Source organism: Vibrio sp. 1078-1 (assembly GCF_033340475.1).
This window is the reverse complement of sequence record NZ_JAWOWM010000001.1, coordinates 425,287-447,812: the sequence shown is the minus strand read 5'-3', so window position 1 is coordinate 447,812 and position 22,526 is coordinate 425,287. Positions and strand designations below refer to the sequence as shown.

16 protein-coding genes are annotated in these 22,526 nt (G+C 45.4%); 6 read left to right on the top strand and 10 right to left on the bottom strand.

What is annotated here, in order from left to right; all coding sequences use genetic code 11:
- The 5 genes from R7190_RS01990 to R7190_RS01970 are packed head-to-tail and all read left to right on the top strand — an operon-like array spanning position 1 to position 5,797.
- On the top strand, positions 1-927 hold the full coding sequence (locus tag R7190_RS01990) for a DUF58 domain-containing protein (RefSeq protein WP_033906737.1): 927 nt from the start codon (positions 1-3) through the stop codon (positions 925-927).
- A 37-nt stretch (positions 928-964) separates the two neighbouring features.
- Positions 965-1,441, top strand: a complete 477-nt coding sequence (locus tag R7190_RS01985) for a DUF4381 domain-containing protein (protein WP_017821862.1) — start codon at positions 965-967, stop codon at positions 1,439-1,441.
- On the top strand, positions 1,434-2,438 hold the full coding sequence (locus tag R7190_RS01980; RefSeq protein ID WP_050550100.1) for a vWA domain-containing protein: 1,005 nt from the start codon (positions 1,434-1,436) through the stop codon (positions 2,436-2,438). Before R7190_RS01985 ends, R7190_RS01980 begins: the two co-directional genes overlap by 8 nt.
- On the top strand, positions 2,431-4,146 hold the full coding sequence (locus R7190_RS01975; protein ID WP_318137505.1) for a VWA domain-containing protein: 1,716 nt from the start codon (positions 2,431-2,433) through the stop codon (positions 4,144-4,146). Before R7190_RS01980 ends, R7190_RS01975 begins: the two co-directional genes overlap by 8 nt.
- Before the next feature lie 4 nt (positions 4,147-4,150).
- A complete protein-coding gene (locus R7190_RS01970; protein ID WP_186585118.1) occupies positions 4,151-5,797 on the top strand; it encodes a BatD family protein in 1,647 nt (548 codons plus the stop codon).
- Positions 5,798-5,925: 128 nt separating this feature from the next.
- Here R7190_RS01970 and R7190_RS01965 read toward each other — a convergent pair whose 3' ends face one another.
- The 5 genes from R7190_RS01965 to R7190_RS01945 all read right to left on the bottom strand — a co-directional run bounded on the left by R7190_RS01965 (position 5,926) and on the right by R7190_RS01945 (position 11,927).
- Complete coding sequence (locus R7190_RS01965) at positions 5,926-8,049, bottom strand: GGDEF domain-containing protein (RefSeq protein ID WP_170889984.1); 2,124 nt, start codon at positions 8,047-8,049, stop codon at positions 5,926-5,928.
- Between the two features lie 327 nt (positions 8,050-8,376).
- Complete coding sequence (gene pstB, locus R7190_RS01960; protein WP_005375156.1) at positions 8,377-9,126, bottom strand: phosphate ABC transporter ATP-binding protein PstB; 750 nt, start codon at positions 9,124-9,126, stop codon at positions 8,377-8,379.
- Between the two features lie 60 nt (positions 9,127-9,186).
- On the bottom strand, positions 9,187-10,050 hold the full coding sequence (gene pstA, locus R7190_RS01955) for a phosphate ABC transporter permease PstA (protein WP_005383923.1): 864 nt from the start codon (positions 10,048-10,050) through the stop codon (positions 9,187-9,189).
- Between the two features lie 22 nt (positions 10,051-10,072).
- Complete coding sequence (gene pstC / locus R7190_RS01950) at positions 10,073-11,005, bottom strand: phosphate ABC transporter permease subunit PstC (RefSeq protein WP_005375154.1); 933 nt, start codon at positions 11,003-11,005, stop codon at positions 10,073-10,075.
- A gap of 100 nt (positions 11,006-11,105) precedes the next feature.
- Positions 11,106-11,927 carry a phosphate ABC transporter substrate-binding protein gene (locus tag R7190_RS01945; RefSeq protein ID WP_005375153.1) on the bottom strand — a complete coding sequence of 274 codons (822 nt, stop codon included), beginning with the start codon at positions 11,925-11,927 and terminating at the stop codon, positions 11,106-11,108.
- Between the two features lie 331 nt (positions 11,928-12,258).
- On the opposite strand from R7190_RS01945, the gene R7190_RS01940 reads away from it, so the two are divergent.
- Entirely contained in the window at positions 12,259-13,902 is a 1,644-nt protein-coding gene (locus tag R7190_RS01940) for a methyl-accepting chemotaxis protein (protein WP_186585116.1), read from the top strand.
- A 108-nt stretch (positions 13,903-14,010) separates the two neighbouring features.
- On the opposite strand, the gene R7190_RS01935 is transcribed toward R7190_RS01940, so the two are convergent.
- The 5 genes from R7190_RS01935 to R7190_RS01915 are packed head-to-tail and all read right to left on the bottom strand — an operon-like array spanning position 14,011 to position 22,466.
- The gene (locus R7190_RS01935) at positions 14,011-14,586 is read right to left on the bottom strand and encodes a DUF1566 domain-containing protein (RefSeq protein ID WP_005375151.1); all 576 of its coding nucleotides are present in this window, start codon (positions 14,584-14,586) and stop codon (positions 14,011-14,013) included.
- A gap of 1 nt (position 14,587) precedes the next feature.
- Positions 14,588-16,039 (bottom strand): DUF1566 domain-containing protein, encoded by a 1,452-nt coding sequence (locus R7190_RS01930; protein ID WP_171344174.1) that lies wholly within the window; start codon positions 16,037-16,039, stop codon positions 14,588-14,590.
- A gap of 25 nt (positions 16,040-16,064) precedes the next feature.
- Positions 16,065-18,317: a proprotein convertase P-domain-containing protein gene (locus tag R7190_RS01925; RefSeq protein WP_186585114.1), complete on the bottom strand. Its 2,253-nt coding sequence runs from the start codon at positions 18,315-18,317 to the stop codon at positions 16,065-16,067.
- 9 nt (positions 18,318-18,326) lie between these two features.
- The gene (locus R7190_RS01920) at positions 18,327-20,468 is read right to left on the bottom strand and encodes a TonB-dependent hemoglobin/transferrin/lactoferrin family receptor (protein ID WP_186585112.1); all 2,142 of its coding nucleotides are present in this window, start codon (positions 20,466-20,468) and stop codon (positions 18,327-18,329) included.
- Positions 20,469-22,466: a prolyl oligopeptidase family serine peptidase gene (locus tag R7190_RS01915; protein ID WP_186585110.1), complete on the bottom strand. Its 1,998-nt coding sequence runs from the start codon at positions 22,464-22,466 to the stop codon at positions 20,469-20,471.
- Between the last annotated feature and the right edge of the window lie 60 nt (positions 22,467-22,526).

Here is a 22,526-nt window from a genome sequence, read left to right as displayed (position 1 = left end):
ATGTCCGCTACACATTCATTACCACCTCATGCGAATGGGGTGACATTAACCCTTGAAGAGCTGCTCCAATATCGCACTCAATCTGTACGTTGGTTACCACCAGCACAGAGTCTCTGGTCGCAGATGAGTGGTAACCATACCAGTCGCCAAAAAGGGCGAGGTATGGATTTTATGGAGGTGCGCCAATATCAACCTGGCGACGATATTCGCAGCATTGATTGGCGAGTCACCGCTAGGACCGGTAAAGCACATACGAAGTTGTTTGCAGAAGATAAAGAGCAAGCGGTCATTCTTTATCTTGATCTAAGTTCTAGTCTACATTTTGGATCTAAGTATGTACTCAAATCCGTTCAATTGGCCCACTTTGCCAGTGTTCTAATTTGGCTAACTCTAGCTAAAAAAGATCGCATCGGCGCAGTGATTGATGACGGACATCAATGTCTTGAATTTCGCCCCTCTTCTTTACAAAGACAAGGGCTGCGGATTCTTAACGCCATAGTCGACATACATAATGCGCAAGTAACTCGTACTGCAAGCAACGACACTCGTACACTGCCGTATGCACAAGTATTGGAGACACTTCATACGCTCACCCCAAAAGGCAGCGAATTGATTATGCTCAGTGATTTTGCCCACGTAACACCAACGGAACTGGCACAACTACGTCGACTCAAACAACACAATAGCGTAAGGGCTGTTCAGTTTTATGATCCGTTAGAAAGAGGCGAAACAGACTTTAGAGGTCAAGTGAAAGCTTCGGATGGGCTGCATAGTCAATGGTTTAACTTTGGCTCTAAAGGACAACGAAGAGAACTCGAAAACCACTTTACCCAACATCAAGAAACCATTAAGCAGCAATGCCATTCAATAGCAATTCCATTTAACACGCTATCAAGTGGCCGGCCCTTAATTTCACAATTAAGCTAACAAACTGACAAGCAGTATTTATTAAGCAGTAATAATAATGACAACAAACAACCAAAGCCTAGACCTTGAACCTTTGATTTTGCCAAACGCACCGGATTGGTTTCCGCTCGCTTGGGGATGGTGGGTGGTGCTTGCAGCAACCTTGCTGTTCGTTTTCGGCATTTGTCTTTATGTGAGATGGCGTAAAAAACACTTACGCGCAAAAAAGACAGCATTAACACTTTTAACTCAACCTACCGCGCCTCATACCCCTTCCTCTGCTCTGGAAATATTGCGCCAGGCAGCATTGAGTTACTTTCCGCGTGAAGAGATCGCACCATTAACTGGAATCGCTTGGTATGAATTTCTCGATAGCCATACCAAAGAAAGTCGATTCGTAGACAAACAACATCAGTGGCAAGAAGCGTTGTATCAGAATTCTTCCCAAGGGCAGCATCAAAGCTTGGTAGACGATTGTGTCTTTTGGATAACCTACGCTTTGCCACCAAAGAAAAAGGCAAATAACCGTGACTGAGCAAACACTCATAACCGATCTTGCCCAATGGCTAAACATTGAATTTGTCTGGTGGTGGGCACTGTTTTTGTTGCCCATCCCCTGGCTGGTATACAAGTTTCTGCCACAAGAATCTCAACAAGCCGAGATCAAATTGGCGTACTTACCAACTAATGAGAATCGCAGCAAGCCTAAGCAAGCGCTGCAAAAAGCACTTTCAATCGCGATCTGGGGCCTTCTTGTCGTCGCTTGTGCGCGTCCAGTTTGGTTTGGCGATCCCGTTGAATTCCAACCCAAGTATCGGGACTTGATGTTAGTCGTCGATCTGTCCGGTTCGATGCAGCAGGAAGACATGGAACTCAACGGCGAATATATCGATCGCCTCACAGCAGTCAAAAAAGTTCTGTCTGATTTCGTAGCAAAGAGAAAAGGTGACCGTCTCGGAGTTGTTTTGTTTGGCGACCATGCTTATTTGCAAACACCACTCACTGCAGACCGCAAAAGCGTCATGCAACAGATTAATCAAACCGTCATCGGCTTGGTTGGTCAACGAACCGCCATTGGTGATGGTATTGGGTTAGGCACAAAAACCTTTGTAGACAGTGATGCTCCCCAACGAGTCATGATTTTGCTCAGTGACGGCAGCAATACTGCAGGGGTGCTCGAGCCGCTAGAAGCAGCGGAAATTGCGAAAAAATACAACGCCACTATTTACACCGTGGGCGTGGGCGCTGGTGAAATGATGGTGAAAGAGTTTTTCATGACTCGCAAAGTCAACACCGCAGCCGACTTAGATGAACAAACACTGACTAAAGTGGCAGAGGTGACAGGTGGACAATATTTTCGAGCGCGAGATACGGAAGAGCTCGAAAAGATTTATGACACCATCAACCAGCTAGAACCCGTATCTAGCGACACACAAACTTGGCGCCCACAGTCTGAATGGTTTCCATATCCATTAAGCGCTGCATTTGTATTATCGGTATTGTTATTCCTATTAAGGAGAAAACATGGCTGAGTTTATTTTCCTCAATCCTTATTGGCTTTTGGGGCTCATCGTGATCCCTATAGCACTCTTGCTTAATCACAAATTTAGAGCCCAAAAGTCCACACTGATTGCCCCTCACCTATCGCGGATGCTCGGACAAAACACGCAGTCTAAGCATTACTTCACTCTATGGGGTTTAGCTTGGGCAATAACTTGCATTTCATTAGCGGGGCCAAGCTGGCAGTCCAATGCTCGACCAAGCTTTGAGTTAAACCAAAACCGAATCTTGGTGCTTGATATGTCTCGCTCTATGTTTGCTACAGACATCAAACCCAATCGGTTAGCACAAACACGTTATAAGGCGCTCGATTTGCTGCCTAAATGGAAAGAGGGAGCCACTGGACTTATTGCTTACGCTGGCGATGCCTATAACTTAAGTCCACTGACAACTGATTCCAGCACGCTTGCGGGCATTATCGAAAATTTGTCACCAGAGCTGATGCCTTTTCAAGGAGCAAACCTGCCTGCCGCGATTGAACTTGCGATCAACCAGTTTTCTCAAGCTGGCACGCAACAAGGCGATATCATCGTGTTAGCGGATGATCTTGATACGTCAGAGCTGTCTCGCGCGTTAGATTTAGTCCAAGGTACAAAGTTTCGCATTTCTGTTCTTGCCGTCGGGACTCCTAACGGTGCGCCTATCGCGCTGCCCGATGGCTCTCTGCTAAAAACTGCACAAGGCACAACCGTCGTAGCGAAAACAAACCTGAAAAATCTACAGACGCTAGCGAATAAAACTGGCGGTCTATTTGTTCCTATTCAGCACACCAACCGTGATGTTGAAAATATCGCGGCCTTTACTAATAACATTGGTAGCCAGCTTTCTGCGACCCAAAGCGAAGAAGTTAAAACTGATTCTCGTCTCAACAGTGGCTTTTGGTTACTGCCGTTGTTACTTATTCCTGCGGCTTTACTGTTTCGACGCGGCCTGATTTGGGTGGTAGTTGCGACTGTAGTCCCAGTAACGTGGACACCGCATGCAGAAGCTAATCCGTTCTTAAATGCCGACCAACAAGGAGCGGAACTCTACAAGCAAGGTGAGTATGAACAGGCGCAAAACCTATTTACAAACCCAAGCTGGAAAGGAGCCGCCAGTTATCAAAAAGGTGACTACGAAGCCGCTATCGAAGCATTTTCTCATGATGCCTCCCTTAACGGCCTCTATAACCTCGCCAACTCGCTCGCTCAAAATGGTCAATTAGAAGATGCGGCTGATTTGTATAAAAAACTGCTAGAGGAAAAGCCTAACTTTGAAGCCGCGAAGAAAAACCTATCGGTTGTAGAAGAAAAGCTAAAACAGCAACAGCAACAGCAACAGCAACAGCAACAGCAACAGCAACAGCAACAGCAACAGCAACAGCAACAGCAACAAAAGTCTCAAAACGAAGGGAAAGAAGCGCAAGGACAACAGTCACAAAATCAGCAAGATTCTGAAAATAAAAAAGAAAAACAAAAAACGGAACAACATCAACCGCAACGAGATGACAAGCAAGTGAAGGATCAAGGTGAACCAATACAGGCTAAAGCGCATCCCGAAAAAATGCATCAGGATGATCCTGAGTTCCGTCGACTAGAAGCAGTAGAAAGTGCTCGCGACCCAAGCTTTTTGATCCGTGCGCAAATGCAACTTCAAGCGCAACAAAAACAACCTCCACAACAATCTCAAAAGGAGTGGTAAGCCTGTGATGAACAAAGGCGTAAAACTGGTCTTTATTTTTGTGGCCAGCCTAATATCCAGTTTCTCGGTGATGGCACAGACACTTCAAGCTAGTGTGAATAAAACACAAGTAGCCAAGAATGAAGTGATTAACCTCAGAATCATTTCAGATACTGAGCTCAGCTCAGACTCAATCGACTTCAATGTTCTAGAGAAAGACTTCTTCTTGGGTCAACCTCGTTATGGCCGCTCTAGCAATAACATTAACGGAAGAAAATCAGTGCGTACCGAGTGGAGTATCTCAATTGCACCAATGAAAGAAGGTGTTCTGACTATTCCAAGTTTTTCCGCTGATGGCATGAAAACGGAGCCGATCAAACTACGTGTCAACGCGAGCCAAACAGACCCCAATCTTGATGATCTATTTAGCTTTAATATTACGGTCGACAACAGTACGCTCTACCCTCAGCAATCTGCAACATTACGTATACAACTTCTAATTAAAGCGGACACTCGACGCCTAGATAACCCGCAAATAGTACCTCCGCAGATTGAAGGCATGAAGCTTGAGGCACTGGGTGGCTTACAACAAAGACAGAAGATCTTAAATGGGTTAGAAGTAGCGGTCATAGAGCAGTCGTTTCGCTTAACGGCCAATCAACCAGGCACTTATACCTTGATAGGTCCTAAACTGACCGGTTCTTATATTTATGGCGACAGCTTGACGGGCTCAACCAAAATAATGCCTATCAACACCAAAGCGGAACGCATTCCAATCACGGTCAAACCGATTCCGAGCGAATTTAAAGGTGAATGGCTTCCTGCTTCAGCGTTAGAAATGACACAGAGCTGGCAAGACGATCAAGGTAATCTACTGTCGATTAACGCGATCAACACAGTAAAGCAAGGTTCTTCACTCACTCGAACCATTCAAGTTAAGGCTCGCGGTACACAAGCCGAATATCTGCCACGAGTCAATATTAGTTACCCGAGTTCACTGCGCGTGTATCCCGAACAACCTAAGTTCGATAGCGCGAGAGATGGCACCGTTACCATGACGGTGAAGCAAGTCATTATTCCTACAGAGGCCAGGAAATATACCTTACCAGGATACGACTTGAACTGGTGGGACAGTCAAAATGATGAAGCGAAGAAAACAACGTTACCAGAGCTAACATTAGACGTAGAGAAAAATGACACTGGGCTAATCACGTTGCCGGAATCGCCTCTTTCAGCACCTTTAGTGTCAACCCCTAGTCCTGAATCAAGCGGCGGTGTGAGCAGTCTCTGGCGAACGTTAACCTTTGTTTTCTCAGGGCTTTGGATAATGACATTGGGAATCGCAATTTGGGCATGGAAAAAGCGCCCAATAACAGCAAGTGGAACGGTTTCAAATGCTGAACAACCACTTTACATCAACGCGCTAAAAAAAGTCATCGAAGAAGGCGATGCTGCGAAAATTGAACGCTCTGTAAATGAGTATTTAACCACTCATCAAGACAGGTTAAACCCTGGTGACGTACAAGCAATTAAGCAAGAGCTTAATGCCATGAATCGAGCGCGTTTTAGTGCTAACCAACAACCTTGGAGCCCTGATTCGCTGCTAGCCAAAATTCAAAACCTTGGCAAAGCAAACGTAACGAAAACCGACCACCAACTCGAAAAGTTATAAATAACTAGATAACAATGGCAGCTCTCATGAGCTGCCAATTCTCTTATCCGGTCAAATTTGCTTTAGCGGTTTTATCTAGAGCACCAACCGCCACCTATTCCCTATCAAGTTGCTCTTATGAACATCACTTACTCAACAAACACTTGGGGCTCGTATTCGTATCGCCTTACACAATTTCGCCCATGATTCTTCGCTTGATAGAGTGCCTTATCCGACAACTGATATAAATGGTCGAAATTAAAGTCTTTGCCTTTCGCTTTATAACAGGAGTAACCGACTGAAACGGTAAGTAACTCCCCTTCTGGGTTATGTCGATGCTTTATCCCCTCGCCCTCGATACATTGACGAATGCACTCTGCTCTCAGTCGAACCTCCTCTTGATCAGAACCAATCATGAGCAACGCAAACTCCTCACCTCCGATACGGCAAAAAACTTCATCTTCACCTTTGGTATGATGATCCAAGATATAGCCAATTCGCATCAAGGCAATATCGCCTTCGAGATGACCATAGTGATTATTGAATAAGCCAAAATGGTCAATATCAATCAGGATCAGGCCAAACGACATGTCGTCTTCACACTCTAGGGCACAATATTTTTGCATCACATGTTCTAACATGCGGCGATTACCAAGACGCGTCAAAGGATCGAGCTTAGAAAGTACCTCAAGCTGTCGATTGGCTTCCTCCAACTCTTTTGTTCGGTTCTGAACCTCCAGCTCTAAGTTTTCGTTTAATTCGCGAATAGCCTCTTGAGCTTGAGTACGTTGCAATACTTCAGCTAAGCTGGACGCGAACATACGAATCACTTCACGTAACTGAGAAGTTAACGGCGCACGTGTCAGCAAATTATCAACAGCGATAAAGGCGATAGGACCACTGCTATTTGAAGTCAATACCGTCATCGCAGCCCAACCAAAGCCAACAATATTACAGTCATGATAAATAGGCACTGATTCTTCAAATGCGACTTCGTTTGGCATTGAGCGAGCCAGATTTATAAGAGAGAAATCTTGGGTTTCGCCAAAGAAGTAAGATTCATCCACCACATTACCTTGAATATCGGTACCCCACGTTCCTTGCATGTAAGAGCAATTTTCATCAGTTAAAAACACCGCCATTCGATCAATACCAAGATTTTTAATGGCGAAAGTGACGGCCGATTTGCATACTCCACTGACAGTAGTGCAACGTGATAACTCAACCATGCTTGAATGCAGCATGCGTACGTTTTGTTCTTGGCGCTTACGAATGTAAATTTGAGAGAAAAGTGAACCAAACGAGTCCAACATCTGTTTTTGATATGCCGTTATCGGCTTACGATGAATAAAGTTATCTAGCGCGAACCACCCAAACGGTTCATTGCCATCGCGTAAAATCAACATCGCATTCCAGCCCTGCCCGATGACCTTACCTGCTGTGTATATTGGCGCGTCTTCTACAATCACTAAGTTGCTCTCAAGGCTAGATAACGCGGTGATATACTCCTCGCTAAGTTGATGTAAATCGTATTGTGTGTGAAATTCATCAATCGTAATTCCTGACTCATCCGTGCCGTATGTACCACTGAAGCTGCGCTTTTTCATATCGAGAAGCATCAGTGTAGAGCGATCAAACCCAAGTCGTTCACGTAACGCTTCGACGGCTTTGTAGTACAAGTCCTTTAAAGAATCAGGATTAGAGATTTCGAGTGCAACTTGCTGAACTAACTTCATATTTTCGATAAAGCGCTCGCGTTGGCTAATCTCATCAACATATTGCGCTTCACGAATATCTCTGTGCCTGATCTCTTTCGAGGCATTTTTTTCAGCACGAATACATTGCCAACGCGCCGCTGCGAGCTGCATTGCGTCGTAACTTTCTTCATAGATATTATGTGCTGTGCGAGCATGTACAGATTGAATCAGTAGGTAGGTACGTTTGATAGGCGTGTTGTCGAGCATCATGATGTAACTATCACCGCCTAAATCTCGGGTGTGATTCCAGTTACAAGTGTTGATCGCCAGAGGTATGATGCTTTCAGAGGTATCAAACTGACTTGCCCACTCCCAGAATGTCTCAGGATAGTTTTGGGTTGGGTAAAGCTCTCCGCGAGAGAAGCTCATTGAATGACGAGGGTTAATTGAAGGATCTTCAAAAATAGCGAGGGCTTGAGGGGAGAACAGACTCTCTAAATGATCAAAGATTGCCTCCGCTAGCAACCGATGGTCCCTCGTTGAAGACACTTTTCTTGTAAAACTTCTTAAACTCACCCTACCAACCTAATCTACTTTTTTATCCTCGATAAAAAACTACTTAGGCCATGATATGCAATCAATACGTTCAAATTTGAGCTGTTAAGTCATTCGCAAAATTATCAGACTTAGTGTTACATTCGAGAGCTCTTCAGCACTTTTAAAGCCATATTTCACATAAGTTACATGCTTTATAAACTGGGGAGGAAAGTTGTACTTATTTACAAGATTTTTGTGTTGGTAGATGTTTTAAGCCTACGACTTAAAAAGAAAAAGGCCCCTCATCAAGAGGGGCAAAGTTACCATCGCTTATAGTTATTTAGTTATGCTTGTAAATACGGTGGATTAACCGAAATCACCATTTACGTAGCCTTGAGTACGGTCGTCTTGAGGGTTGCTAAAGATCACTTGCGTATCGTTGTGCTCAACCAGTTCACCCATTAGGAAAAACGCAGTGCGGTCAGAGATACGACGCGCCTGTTGCATTGAGTGAGTCACGATAACGATGGTGTAGTTCTTCTTTAGCTCTTCCATCAGTTCTTCGATTTTGTGTGTCGCAATTGGGTCAAGTGCCGACGTTGGCTCATCCATCAGAATCACATCAGGCTCCATCGCGATTGTACGTGCAATACATAAACGTTGCTGCTGACCACCAGAAAGACCGAATGCGTGTGATTTAAGGCGATCTTTCACCTCATCCCAAAGTGCAGCACCGCGCAGCGAACGCTCTACCACTTCATCAATTGTCTTTTTGTCTTTGATACCTTGAGCACGTAAGCCGTAAGCCACGTTCTCGTAAATGCTCATCGGGAATGGGTTTGGCTTTTGGAATACCATGCCGACTTTGATGCGAAGGTCAGCAACATCAATGTTGCCGTAAATATCTTCGCCGTCCATCGCCAATTTACCTGTAATTTTCACGCCTTCGATTAGATCATTCATTCGGTTCAAACAGCGTAGAAGCGTTGATTTTCCGCAACCTGACGGGCCGATAAGTGCAGTTACTTGGCGAACTGGAATTGGTAAGTTGATCGATTTCAGTGCTTGGTTGTCACCGTAGAATAGGTCTAGGTTTTCAATATCAAATTTGTTCATTGTCTTAATCTCTTAATTCTTGAATTCGTGTCTTTTAACGTGCGTTCTTAATTAGTGTTGTTAGTAAGTTGCGGTGTTAAAACGTCTAGCAATCAGTTTCGTTACCATGTTGATCAAGAGAACAACTACGATAAGCACTGTTGCCGTACCGTAAGCCTGATTCCATTCTTCAACGGTAAACAGTTCGGTAGTCAGTTTGTATAGGTGAACGGTTAGCGTACGACCTGAATCCAATAAAGAATCCGGAATACGTGCAACCATACCTGCTGTCAGGAATACTGGAGCAGACTCACCAATGACACGACCAATACTTAGAATGACCGAGGTTAAGATACCTGGCATTGCGCTCGGAAGAATCAAACGCCAGATAGTGTAAATCTTAGAAGCACCGAGGCCATAAGAGCCTTCACGGTACGTTTGTGGTACTGCCATCAACGCTTCTTCCGTTGTACGGATGATAACTGGCAGGATTAGGATACTTAGCGTCAATGCACCCGACAGAATCGAGAAGCCAAGGCCAAGAATCGCCACGAAGAAAGTCATACCAAACAGGCCGAAAATGATCGACGGGATACCCGCCAATGACTCGGTACAGAATCGGATGATTTTCACCAAACGACTGCCCACTTTCGCGTATTCGGTCAAGTAGATTGCCGTCATGATACCGAGTGGCGCTGCCACTGCGATAGAAGCGATAACCATGTAAATGGTCGCCACAATCATTGGGAAGATACCGTGCTCTTCACCTGTGCGCGTATAGTTATCAGTAATGAAGTTCCAATCTACGTGTTGTAGACCGTTTGATAGGATGTACCAGATAATCCAGAACAAGAAACCTACCGTTAGTGCTGCCGAGATCCAGACAAATGCGTTAAAGACATTATCTTTGAACTGGCGTGCTTTTTTTAGTTTTGCGCGATCCATAATAGTCACCTTTAACGAGCGATTACTTCGCTTTTTCTCGGTTTAGGTACAGTAGTACAGCGTTCAACGACATGATGAAGACCAGAAGTACTACACCTGTAGCGTAAAGTGCGTTCGCGTGAACACCACTTGCGTAAGACATTTCAATAGCGATGTTTGCAGTTAGTGTACGAGCCGAATCAAGGATGCCTTCTGGCATTGCCGGCGCATTACCCATAACCATGATAATCGCCATGGTCTCACCCAACGCACGACCGATACCCAGTATCACACCTGTCATGATGCCTGAGCGAGCCGCTGGAACGAGCAACTTAAAGATGGTGTAGATTTTCGATGCGCCCAGTGCCAAAGAACCTTCTTTATAAGTACGAGGGACAGCGCGGATAGACGTTTCAGATACCGTAATTACTGTTGGTAGAATCATCACACCAAGAACAATAATACCGGCCAAGATAGTGTTACCTGCAGGTACATCAAATACCTTCTGAATCAATGGAACGATAATAACCAGACCGAAGAAACCGTAGACCACTGAAGGAATACCGGCTAGCAGCTCAACCGCTGGACGGATGATGTCTGCTAATCGCTTTGGTGCGATTTCAGCGATAAAAATGGCGGTCAGAACACCAATTGGAACCCCAACAATGACAGCACCAGCCGTCGATACGATAGATGCCACAATCATGGTGGCGACACCGTAAAGCGCAGGTGGTAACCAGTTTTGTCCTAAGACAATGCCCGATACGCCTGCTTCTTGGAATGCCGGAATACTCTCTCGAACGATGAAGTATGCAATAACGGCCAATGAAACAATGCCGATTACGGCACTCGTTAGGAACAAGCCGTGGAAGATGCGCTCTTTCCAGTCTACACGACGCTTCTCGCGTAGGCCTGACTTGCTGATAGCTCTAGCGTCAGTATTCATAAGCTTTTCACTATTTGTTGCGATGGTCATTTAAAAATCTCACGGTTCTGGGCAATGCCGTTGAACACAATGGATAGAAAAGGCTCAGCCCGAAACGTTGGGCTGAGCAAACTTTAGAGTCCCGATGGGATTAGTTAACTGAGATGTAACCTTTTTGGTCAACTAGCGCTTGCGCTTCGTCAGTTAGCATCCAGTCTAGGAATTTTTGCGTTTCTGTTGATGGCTTGCCTTCTTTGTAAAGAACAAGGAATGGACGCGCTACTTTGTAAGAACCGTTTTTAACGTTAGCTACCGTTGCATCAACGCCGTCGATTGCTAGCGCATTAACAGTGTTGTCTACAGTACCAAGAGAAATGTAGCCGATTGCGTATGGGTTAGATGCAACCATTGTTTTCAGTGCGCCGTTACCGTTTGCAACTTGAGCACGTTGAGAGATAGCTGATACCTTCTTACCAGAAATCTTCATTTTTAGAGACATGATGTCTTCAAATGCGCCACGAGTACCAGAAGCTGTGTCACGAGTAATGGCTACGATTGGCTTGTCTGCACCACCGACTTCTTTCCAGTTTGATACTTCGCCTTTGTAGATTGCAGTCACTTGCTCGGCTGTTAGACCTGGCAGTTTGTTTTGTGGGTTAACAACCACTGCGATACCATCACGAGCAACCACTTCTTCGATTAGTGTTGATTCTTTTTCAGAGTCTTTTAGATTACGAGAAGACATACCAAGGTCTGCTGAACCATTTTTCGCTGCTTTTACACCAGCTGAAGAACCAGGACCTTGAACTTCGATAAATACGTTAGGGTTCTTCTTCATGTACGTTTCAGAGAAAACTTCCATCAGTGGAGTTACGCTGCTAGAACCCACTGCAGAGATAGTTTCTTTAGCAGAAACAGGAGTCACTGCCATTGCGCCTAGAAGTGCGATTGCACCGATTACTGTCTTTTTCATCACAATTTCCTTAAGTGGCTTTATTGCCGTTGTGTTTCACTTGAACGGTGCTCACTTTAGAATTTGAATATGACAGTTGTGTTTCACTTAGTTGAACCCTCTATGACACGTTGTCATTTCTAACTATTAATTCCGCGACTTATCCCTCTCTCAATTTGAACGTAACGTTTTTATAACGTTGCCTCATGTTCAAGATGATAACCCCATCGATTTTGGTACATTTCATAACAATTAGATATGAGTAACTCATTGATTTGGCGAATGTAACAATTAAAATCGAAATGCTTATTTATAAAAAAGATAATAATCAAACCGATAGAGGGTCAATCTCATGCGTCAATTTCTTAGTACGCTTTCTATTAAACTTCAGGTTTTTCTGCCTGTTCTATTCACAGTTATATTACTCATCATTGGACTAAGTGTCGGAATCGGTAAACTCGATCAAGCATTCAATAAGGTTTCGGCTTCCACCCATAAGCTAATCATTCACAAAGAGGAACTTAGCGGCATCGTAGACAACACTTACGCCATGCGCATCAAAGCCATTTATAGTCTATTTAGAGCCGAAGATGTTCAGTCTCTCAACCAAGAGCTTTCTGAGCGACAAAACAAAAACCGCGATTTTCTTAACTCCATCGACAATCTCCCTGGCGTTCAAAATGAAGTCAATGCTATGCGTAAGGCCATGAATCACTATGTTGATTTCACTCGCGTTACCATGACACCTCTGCTCACCACTAAACACTCTTCTGATTACACCACCTCTGATTTCAATCAAAAGTACGAATCTGCAATGGCTGAGTATCGATTAGCTGGCGAAGCGATGATCAACGCCATCGACAAACTATCTAAACAATTGAATCAAATCGTCACCGATGAAGTCGAAACGAATGGCGAACAACATTCAACCACGCTCACTTACAGCACCGTCTCGCTTGCGGTGATCTTGAGTGCTGCTTCACTTATTAGTTGGGTACTCGCCAGCTACATCGTTGCGCCGATTCGTAACCTTCAAGTAACGATGCAGGAAGTCGCGAAGGGAAACCTACTAGTTAAGGCCGAAGCCATCGGGAAAAACGAAGTGTCTCAGCTGGCTCGAGATGTAAACCAGACCATAGAAAAACTGCGTGAAACTGTAAGCGCATTGGTTCGCATTAGTGAAGATGTGGCATCAGCATCAACCGAGTTAGCAACTGTTATGACTCAAAGCAGCGTCAACTCGGATCAAGAAAAGCAAGAAGTTGAGCAAGTAGCCTCGGCGATCAATCAGCTAGAGTCGACCGCAGCTGAAGTATCGACCAATGCACAAGAAGCCGATAGTGCATCAAATCAAGCACGTACGTTAACCTCACAAAGTATAAGCATGTTTGGGGAAAGCACTCGCGCAAGTGAAAAGATGGCGGAACAACTTAACGAAGCCGCTGCCGTCGTGACTTCACTAAAAGATCAATCAGAACACATTGGTCGCGTGATCGAAGTGATTGAAGGTATTTCTGAGCAAACGAATCTACTTGCACTGAATGCAGCGATTGAAGCTGCACGGGCGGGCGAAAGTGGCAGAGGCTTTGCGGTAGTGGCCGATGAAGTACGTATGCTGGCAGCGCGAACTCAGGAGTCCACCAAAGAGATCCAAACCATTATAGAAGAGCTACAGCAACAATCTGGTCACGCAAATGAAAGTATGCATTCCAGCTTAGCCATGTTGTCAGACAACCAAGCTCTTACACAAGAAGTTAGCCAATCACTTGCTAATATCAGTAATGCTATCGCCGATCTGAACTCAATCAACACTCAAGTTGCGACCGCATCAGAAGAGCAGAAACAGGTTACGGCTGATATCAACAACAACTTAACGAACATCTATGAACTAGTGAGCCAGAACGTCACTGGTATCACTCAATCCGCCGCGGCAGCGCAAGAGTTGTCTGGTTTAGCAGAAAATCAAAAACATCAACTTAAGCAGTTCCAAGTTTAAATACTCTGCTCAACACGATAAGTTCCAAAGGTTAGAAAAGAAAAAGCTCCGCACTGGCGGAGCCTATCATAAAGGCAAAGCTATCAACCCTTATTAACGTAATAATTATTATTCATCTGTCACTAACAAGAGAGAGCTTTTGAAACTTGAGTTTAACGGATCTCTATTGAAAACCTCACCATTAGTCGTATCAAAAGTTGCAACATGCTTACCGTCGCCATTAGGTGTGTTGCTCCAGACATAACGCCCTAGAACATCATCTCCATCTTTCAGACTATAGCCGCTAGCAAACCCTGTACTATTTATGGCTGGGCTGTGGCAAGCTCGCTCAGTTAGAGATACTAGCTCTTTGATATTTGCTAGTCGCCAATTTTTTTTGTCAGCAAAATTGTGAAGAGGATGGTTGCCGTCCTTATTACGAATTTGTTTGGCTGTGGAGAGAGCGAGTTGCCATGACATTGTAGATCGCGTCCCCTGGCATTCTTGGTTTCCTACATTCCATGTCATACCAACTGGACAGCGCATCCATGTTAGACCTGTTTTCAGGTCAGTTACGGTACCGCTCTCAGAATATGTATAACGCGTGTTAGGTGCCGTTTTAGCAAAGTCAGTAGAACACTCTTGTGCAGCTATTGCAGTTTGAGAAGCCAAAGTAAGAGATAGTACAGTTATTAATTTCTTCATCTTATTGCCCCTTAACTGCGACTAGACGGATTGGGAATTGGTAAGAATCATCGGCACCCGCACTTGTGTTGCTTGATCGAATCTCGACGTATGAAATAGTGCCTCTATCTTTGCCCCGGGAGACAATCGCAGGGAAATAAATCTCGCCATCAATAAGTTGTGATGATGCATTCGTAAACTTAAAATCGCTATGCCAAAACGCACCATATCCTAAATAAGGGCTACCTATGGTTTGCTGTGGAAAGTATTTAACATTAAAACCATAGACGTTGTATTTTGCATATTCATCGTTCGGAGCAAACAGTGTTTGTTCACCAAAGTCTAGTAAGTCATAAGTCTCACGGTAAGTAGGCAAGCGCCAACCAGTGATTCCACATAACGATTGTTTGTTTATGTACTGAACATATTGGCTAGTGGTACAAACTTCATCACCAGCGTCTTTACAACCTGCAAGCTCTACATCTTTGCTAAATGGCTTAAATGTTTCAGACTCAAACGCAAATAGGCGATCTTTAAATTGAACTGAGCTCGCATCCGCACTTTTGTTTTCCCAAACAAGACCAGTACGCTCGTCCATAGTACAAGCCCACTCAGTCGCATCTGCAGCTAAAGCTGCACCTTGTGAATCTAGCTTAACGAACTTAAAGCCAGCGCCTGTCGACGTTTGCTTGTCCTCTTTGTCGAAGCCGTATTCTGCATCTTGACCAGGGTAAGACGCTTGAACCTCAGCAACGTCTGCTGCTCCTTCAGCAAAATAAAGAACGGCGCCCGTATCGTTACTACCAACCGTTTGTTCAGCAACCGCTACAATTTCTTCAGCAAATGCACTTACTTCCGCTTCAGACAGAAGATCAGAGGCCAACGATTTACCTTGAAAGCTAAGATTTTGAGCAAGCAGCGCTACGCCTTTGATCATTTGCTTTGGTTGCATCGCAGCTAATAGCACAACCGTGTTTTGCTCTAGCTTGTCTAGCTCGCTAGCTTCTGCGTTAGACATCACCGTACCAGAAAGAGAAACGCCGGCATCGGCGAGTTGCGCTTTCACAATCTCTTCAGCTTGAGCAACGGTTTTACCGTCAATTACAAGACCCGCGAGCAACGTTGTTACACCATTGACCGTGTTACCCGTTGCTAAATTTTGACCCGGAGCCGCAAGACGCAACGTTTGGTTTGAACCTTGATCAACTTGAGCAAGAATGGTGCTGGTTAGTACGTTTTTGTCGCTTGAAGTCAGGCTAAATTTACCGGCATTATCCGTTTTAGCACTCGGTTCAGTGGAATCACAAACGTAGTTTTGGTTTAAATCGATACATACTGGCGTATCAAGAAGTGTACCTGCAGAAACGATGGTGCCAGCTACATCATAGGTCGGTGCCGACGTGTCACCACCAGAACCTCCGCCACAGCCAGCAAGGGCTAGTGACATAGCAACGAAAGAATATTGAAACTTCATAGATTTTATCTTCTTTTGATTTTAATTAACGAGAGCGAATCACTCTCACCATTGAAAGCAGGACAAGTCCTAACAAGGTCCAAGGCGAACCACTGCCACCTGAATCACCGCCACTGCTTTCTTTAGTGGTATCAGCACTACACTGATACTGAGCAAAGTGACTCACACCCCACTCTTTCAACACCCCAGAATTCCCTGACACGCGGTCAGACACTTCGAGACGCCAAGTACCCCAACTCGGTTGACCGACAAGTGCTCGTAACTCCTCGTCATACTGAGCGGTGAAGTAACCTTTAAATCCTTTGGTATTGCTTGATTGATGACTAAGTAGCACGACCGATTTGCCTTGTGGAGACACAAGCGTCACTTGCAGATCCTGCAGTGAGTCATGTTCGATGTTCAGGTAAACCGCAAACGAATCATCAATCGTGAGTGACTTGTCCGATAGCGTCTGAGAGAACAGCCTGTCGCCCTGCTCTGGCAAAGCGGAATTCACTGATTGAGGCTGGATATCAAGCTCTGGCGTACCATTAACCAGCATCACCTGTTCACTCCACTGGTGAGTCTTTAAACCTTCTGCAAATTGGTAATCCAATGAAATAGAGGAATCGAATTGCGTGCCACACGTCAGACCGCTTGGTAACCCCACCTTCATAGAGGTCGAATCAGAAAGCGTTTCATCAAAGTCGAAAACGGATGCGTTGTTTAGCTGCCATTGCCCTTTGATGCTCGCTTCGCGGCCAGTTTGGCTCAGACTCACACCAACGTCTTCACCTTGTCCGATGTATCGAGCGTCATAGCGAACACGAAGAGGGGCTTTAAGTAAGTTGTGTTTGTTGAAGCTGTCCGTCAGGAATTGGGCGTAATCTTTATTTGGGAACAAGGTGTTTGCGGCAAACACGGTCGATTCCGCCAGATCATGCATTTTCACGCCACGACCAATGCCGTACATGCCTTCAAGTACAATGGCGTCAAACTCACGGAACACGTTATCGGTATCATCACCGTATCGTTCAACCGATGCTTTAAGCGCTTGAAACAGTGGCGTTGACCATAGCTCGTCGCCTAGTTCACCACCTACGCTAACGTGCGCTGGATACTCTGAGCCCTCGAAGTAACGCGCTCTTTGGTTCCATAAGCTACGAGTTGTTTTGCGTGTTCCGAACACACCGTCCCAGTTGAACACCGTATCTAACTCGAATTCTTGACCACGACGCGAAGCATCCAAATATTGAGTGCGGTAGCTCGCGCTGCCTGCCCAGTAATCAGCAAAACCTTCTGCGATAGCACCAGTGTGACCGTACGCCCAATCCGGTACGATTTGGTAATGAATGCCATGCCCAAGTTCGTGTATCACTACATCAGCATCGACTGCATCCGGAGAAACACCACCGACACCCAGCATGAGTGCTTTCGGACCGTAATAGTAAGTAGAGTTATCTTTTGATAAACCGCGAGCATCAAAACGAAGCGGTTCGTCAAACAAGTCGTAAATCAGGCTTGTCAGATATTGGATCGAGCTATCAAGATGATAAAAAGCCATCAACTGTGGGAACGCATTGTCACCAAACTCGGTGCTTTGCATCTCATCAACACTGTCAAATGCTTGAACCCCTTCTGCGCTGAGGAAGTCCAACGTATCGAGTACAGGCGCTTCACCAGGTGCTGGGGCTGCAAATAAACCCGTCGCATCCACTTGCTTTAATCTTGGGTTAGAGAGGTAGAACTTACCGCCGGACTTTAAAACCTCGATCGACTTGGTGACGTACTCGATCGGCTGAGGGTAATCGGACAGTGCTGACCACGTCGATTCTGGTGCCGCTTGCTGTTGCATGGTGCGAAGATCTGGGTTGAATAAAGAAACCTCAACATTAACCAGACTTCCAGAGCTCAAAGCAGGTGGCTCTTGTGCTTGCAGTTGGCGAGGTGATTCCAATTCCATTGCAACCGTTGGTTTACCGTTGCGAATGATCGTATCTTCAAGGCTCTTAAACACTCGCACAACGTGATGATTTTTATCGGTTGTTACTACGAGGGTGCGCTGTGCTTGATATTCACCGTTTACCCAAACATCAAAATTGTAATGCTCACCAAGCTGAGACTGGGTTTTGTAACGGAACTTAAACTCGCCAGCTTCTGAGTAGTGGCTGTCTAGATAAGTTTTCGCTTGCGCTTCATTCGTTACCACAGAGTCCGTTGCGGGATAATCCCACTCTGCAGCCTGCGCCGCAGGGGTACAAGCAATAAGCAGCGAAAACGCCAATGGTTTTAGCTTCATGATTTCGTCCTAGAATTCGTATTTTGCAGTCAGCGTGAAGTAGCGCCCAGGCTCAGTTGAGTAACGCTTACTTTCCTCAGCGATACCCGCTACGTCTTGGTATCGGATGTACTCTTTGTCGAACAGGTTGACGATATTTGCGCTAACACGAAGGTCTTTGGAAACGTAGTAAGTTGCGCCAAGATCAAACGTATTCCACGCGCTTGTCTGCGCACACTCTGTCGCTAGACCAAGTGTGGTCTGGCATTTAGGAACGCGATCCATGGCAGCGGCCCAGTTCCAAGCCACGTAAGCGTTGAAGTCTTGGTTGGCGTATTTCAGTTGAGCATTACCTTCGAATGGCGTAATGCTTCGAACGTATTCGCCTTCCGCGTCTTTGCCATCTACGTAGCCAAACTTAGTGCTGATGTCCCATTGTTTGGTGAGCGCGTACCCCGCAGAAAGCTCTGCGCCATAAGTCTCTACGCCATCAAGGTTTTGGTACTGTTTGATGTAATTACCAGTGCTTGAGTCAAAGCCTGTGGTCACAACATCGATGAAGTTTTCAAACTTGTTGTAGAACACAGACGCATAGACATGCGCACGACCGTTATCGAACTTGTTACCAATTTCAAATGAGTCGGAAGTTTCAGCTTCTAGATCCATGTTTGGTGCAATTACAAACGGCGTGAGCGGCACAAAGTCGTGGCTTACGAAGCCATACGCTTTATCGTATTCCGGAGCACGGTAACCATGGTTATAAGATACATAAGCAATGTTGTTGGCAAACATTTCACGAGAAACCGACAGGCTTGGAGATACCTCTGAGCTATCCATGTCTTTTAATGGGAAGCCGCCCACTTCACCCGCACCGTCTGGCGTGAGACGGTGCGCATCAAAGCGTAGGCCACCTGTGATGGTCCATTTATCCAGTTCCACCATGTCTCGAACGTACAAACCAATGTTATAAGCACGAGCAGGAGCGAAAGGTTGTTTGGTCGAAGGTGTTACTCCGTTCCAATCAATCTTGGAGTCGCTATCTGTGCGTTCGTAATAGTCAGTAGAAAGCTCGACACCGTAAGCCAATTGGTGCTCAGCATTTGCTGCATAAATCGTATTAGTGAAATCGCCACGGAAGCCAATTGTTTCGTCAATGAAGGTTTTGTGTTCCAGCTCGCGACGCTTGGTGATCAAACCATTGTGATCCACTTGGCGCATTAAACGGTTGGTGTCTTCCACCACTTCGGTGTGACGCCAGTAAACTTTGGTATCCAACTCTTCGAACCAAGTTGGATTAATCGGAGTCACCTCTGCACCAATATAAGCGCTGTACTCTTCTGTGGTTTCATCCTCAGCAAAGTCTTCAATATGCCAGATGCCATCAGGTTGAATGGACGGTGAACCCTCCAAACGCTCTTGATTCTGGGTGTAGAGTTCCGCTTTGGCTTTCAACATCACCTCTTCATTGAAAAAGTGGTTGATCGTATAAGCACCGCTGTAACCATCTAGGTCGCGGTTATACAAATCTTCATCAAAGTTACGTGTCTCTTGCCCCTGCCAGTATGAAACGTTAAACAAACTCTCTGTATCACCGGAACGAAAAGCTAGATTACTCGTGCCTTTGTACTTGTTGCTGATATCGGTGTAAGTACCGGAAACATCGGTGTAGAAGTCTTTGTCTTTTAAGAAATCACCCGGCTGACTGGATTCTAAAATCACCACACCGCCGATCGCGCCAGAGCCATGCACCGAAGAACTTGCCCCTTTAATGATTTGCAGCGATTCAAAATTGGATAAATCAAAAGTATCTCTCCCAACTGCATCATTAATGTCATTCGCACCGAAGCCATCCGCAGAACGAATGCCATCACGAACGATCATAATGCGGTTACCCGTCATACCACGGATGGTAATGTTTTGCGGACGTCCTGCACCGCCCGTCACACTTACACCAGGTTCGTTACGCAGCACGTCATATAGCTCGGTCTCGCCTCTTTCTTCGATTTGCTCGTTTGTGATAACCGCGACACTACCTGCCACTTTTGACAATGGCTGATCGATTTTATTGGCGGTTACCACCACCTCTTCCATTGAGAAAACCTTAGATTCGGCGTGCACTTGACTGGCAGCAAGTACCGAAAGTACTGCCGCTGACACTGGGGTAAGCTTCATTTACTGCTCCGCTTTAGATGTTTTAATGAGTGATAGTAGAAATGCGTATTCTTTTGCTTGTTGTTCTTGCGCTTGTCGTGGGTCCATTTGGTGGCCCGAATTAAAATCAGTTTGCAACAAGTACGGCCCGTTGTGCTCACTTAACGCTGAAACTTTAGCCAGATACTTTGCGCCTTCCCAATATGGCACGCGCTGATCAATTAAACCGACTTGAACCAACATGGGTGGGTAAGCGTTTTTATGGATATTGAGAATCGGATCGTACGCCTTCATTAACGCCAATTGTTCAGGTTTGGTTGGGTTACCCCATTCGCCATACTGCTGTGTGGTAAGCGGAAGTGAGGTATCCGACATACTTGCAACCACATCAACAAAAGGCACTTTAAGTACGACACCTGAAAACAATTTAGGATCTTGATTAACCGCTCCGGCCACCAACGTACCACCAGCACTAGAACCGATGGCGAAAACCTCTCTATTGCCACGTTCGAATGTTTGCAGCGCCTTCGCGGCCGCGACAAAATCACCAATAGAATTGGCTTTTCGCACACCACGGCCTTGCTCGTGCCATTCATCGCCAAAGTACCCACCGCCACGGACATGGGCGATAGCGTAAATCACACCTTGGTCGAGTAAACTGATAACCTGAGGCATAAAGTACGGTTTCATCGTAAAACCATACGCGCCGTAACCGTAAATCATCACAGGAGATTGTGGGTGCAATTTGTCTTTGCGATACGCCAAAGAGACCGGGACAGAAACGCCGTCGTGCTTAATAAAAATACGTTGGGATACATAACGCTGACTATCAAAGTCTTGGTAAGCATCTTGAGAGTACAAGGATTTATTCAGCGTTTTTACATCGAACTCTTCCCACTGAGGAGGCGTAGTCATCGACATGCTTCGGATACGAATTTTGTTTGATTCAAAATCGCCCAATGTGCTTAGCCAAGCGACATTACCATCGTGTTCCAATGGCAGTATCACTTTTTCCTGCCCTTGGTAAGAATACACCGTCAATGTCGACAAGTTGTTTGGCTTACTAAGTGCCACAACTCCTGCATCATAAAGGTAGAACTGTTCAAGCGGCTCACGAGGATTGGTAAAGCGTTGCCATGTTGCGCCAAGCGGTGCGAGTTCGGCTTGGTAAAGGGCGAACTTTCCTTCCAGGTTGCTTTTAAGATAAATATAACCTTTCGCCACATCCGCGTAATATTCCACACCCACTTCAGGCTTTCGCAATGAATCTGAGACAGTGCCCGTTTCTAGGTCGACAAGCTTCTGCTCTGTTGTTGACTCGTTGTTGCTTTGCAGCACAGCATAACGGCTATCTGCCGCACGATAGAAAGAAAGTAACCAATCTGACTTGGGTTCATTCCATAGGACTGTTTTTGCCAAAGATTCAGTGGAGATACGTAAGATCTGATGAGGTCGCTGGGTGCGCTTTTCTTTTGCAACGAGGAATGCCACTTTCCCGTTAGGTGACAACAATACGCCACTATCGACGTGCGTCGCCAGTTCCGTAGATTGACCGGAGAGTAAATCAACAACCACAGCACGATATTGTTCGCTGCCGTCGATATCTTCCGTGAAAAGTAGCGTGTCACCATTCACTTGCCATTGACCAAGTTGGTAGTACTGATGCGCAGATTGTCGTTCATCGAAATCGAACACCACGTTTTCTGGTGCATGTTGACTCGCACGGGATAATAGTAAGTAACGACCATCGCGACGCATTAGCGTCCACTCTCTTCCACTCACGATCGACCATGGCTTATCACCTTTGTCTGCCACCATGGTATCCCACTGCGTTAGTAGGTTTTTTGTCAACGTCTGATAACTTTTTTGGTGCTGTTCAGTTTTGTGGTTTTGTTCTGTTAGGTAGGTAAGAACTCGCTCATCTTTACGAGCATCATCTCGAAGCCAGTTGAAATCATCAGCAGCAAAGCCAGAACTAGAGGTAATTATGAGCCCTAAAAAAACATGAGTAAATTTCATATAGAGAGCGAATTCATTTATAGGATTAATACAATGGCGCGTATTCTGCCCTTAAATAAA

Excerpts from the sequence above, each read along its gene's own strand:
- R7190_RS01945 (WP_005375153.1), bottom strand. The coding sequence starts at position 11,927 with ATGAAAAAGACAGTAATCGGTGCAATCGCACTTCTAGGCGCAATGGCA.
- R7190_RS01940 (WP_186585116.1), top strand. The coding sequence starts at position 12,259 with ATGCGTCAATTTCTTAGTACGCTTTCTATTAAACTTCAGGTTTTTCTG.
- R7190_RS01935 (WP_005375151.1), bottom strand. The coding sequence starts at position 14,586 with ATGAAGAAATTAATAACTGTACTATCTCTTACTTTGGCTTCTCAAACT.
- pstA (WP_005383923.1), bottom strand. The coding sequence starts at position 10,050 with ATGGATCGCGCAAAACTAAAAAAAGCACGCCAGTTCAAAGATAATGTC.
- pstC (WP_005375154.1), bottom strand. The coding sequence starts at position 11,005 with ATGACCATCGCAACAAATAGTGAAAAGCTTATGAATACTGACGCTAGA.
- pstB (WP_005375156.1), bottom strand. The coding sequence starts at position 9,126 with ATGAACAAATTTGATATTGAAAACCTAGACCTATTCTACGGTGACAAC.
- R7190_RS01930 (WP_171344174.1), bottom strand. The coding sequence starts at position 16,039 with ATGAAGTTTCAATATTCTTTCGTTGCTATGTCACTAGCCCTTGCTGGC.
- R7190_RS01990 (WP_033906737.1), top strand. The coding sequence starts at position 1 with ATGTCCGCTACACATTCATTACCACCTCATGCGAATGGGGTGACATTA.
- R7190_RS01925 (WP_186585114.1), bottom strand. The coding sequence starts at position 18,317 with ATGAAGCTAAAACCATTGGCGTTTTCGCTGCTTATTGCTTGTACCCCT.
- R7190_RS01920 (WP_186585112.1), bottom strand. The coding sequence starts at position 20,468 with ATGAAGCTTACCCCAGTGTCAGCGGCAGTACTTTCGGTACTTGCTGCC.
- R7190_RS01975 (WP_318137505.1), top strand. The coding sequence starts at position 2,431 with ATGGCTGAGTTTATTTTCCTCAATCCTTATTGGCTTTTGGGGCTCATC.
- R7190_RS01915 (WP_186585110.1), bottom strand. The coding sequence starts at position 22,466 with ATGAAATTTACTCATGTTTTTTTAGGGCTCATAATTACCTCTAGTTCT.
- R7190_RS01985 (WP_017821862.1), top strand. The coding sequence starts at position 965 with ATGACAACAAACAACCAAAGCCTAGACCTTGAACCTTTGATTTTGCCA.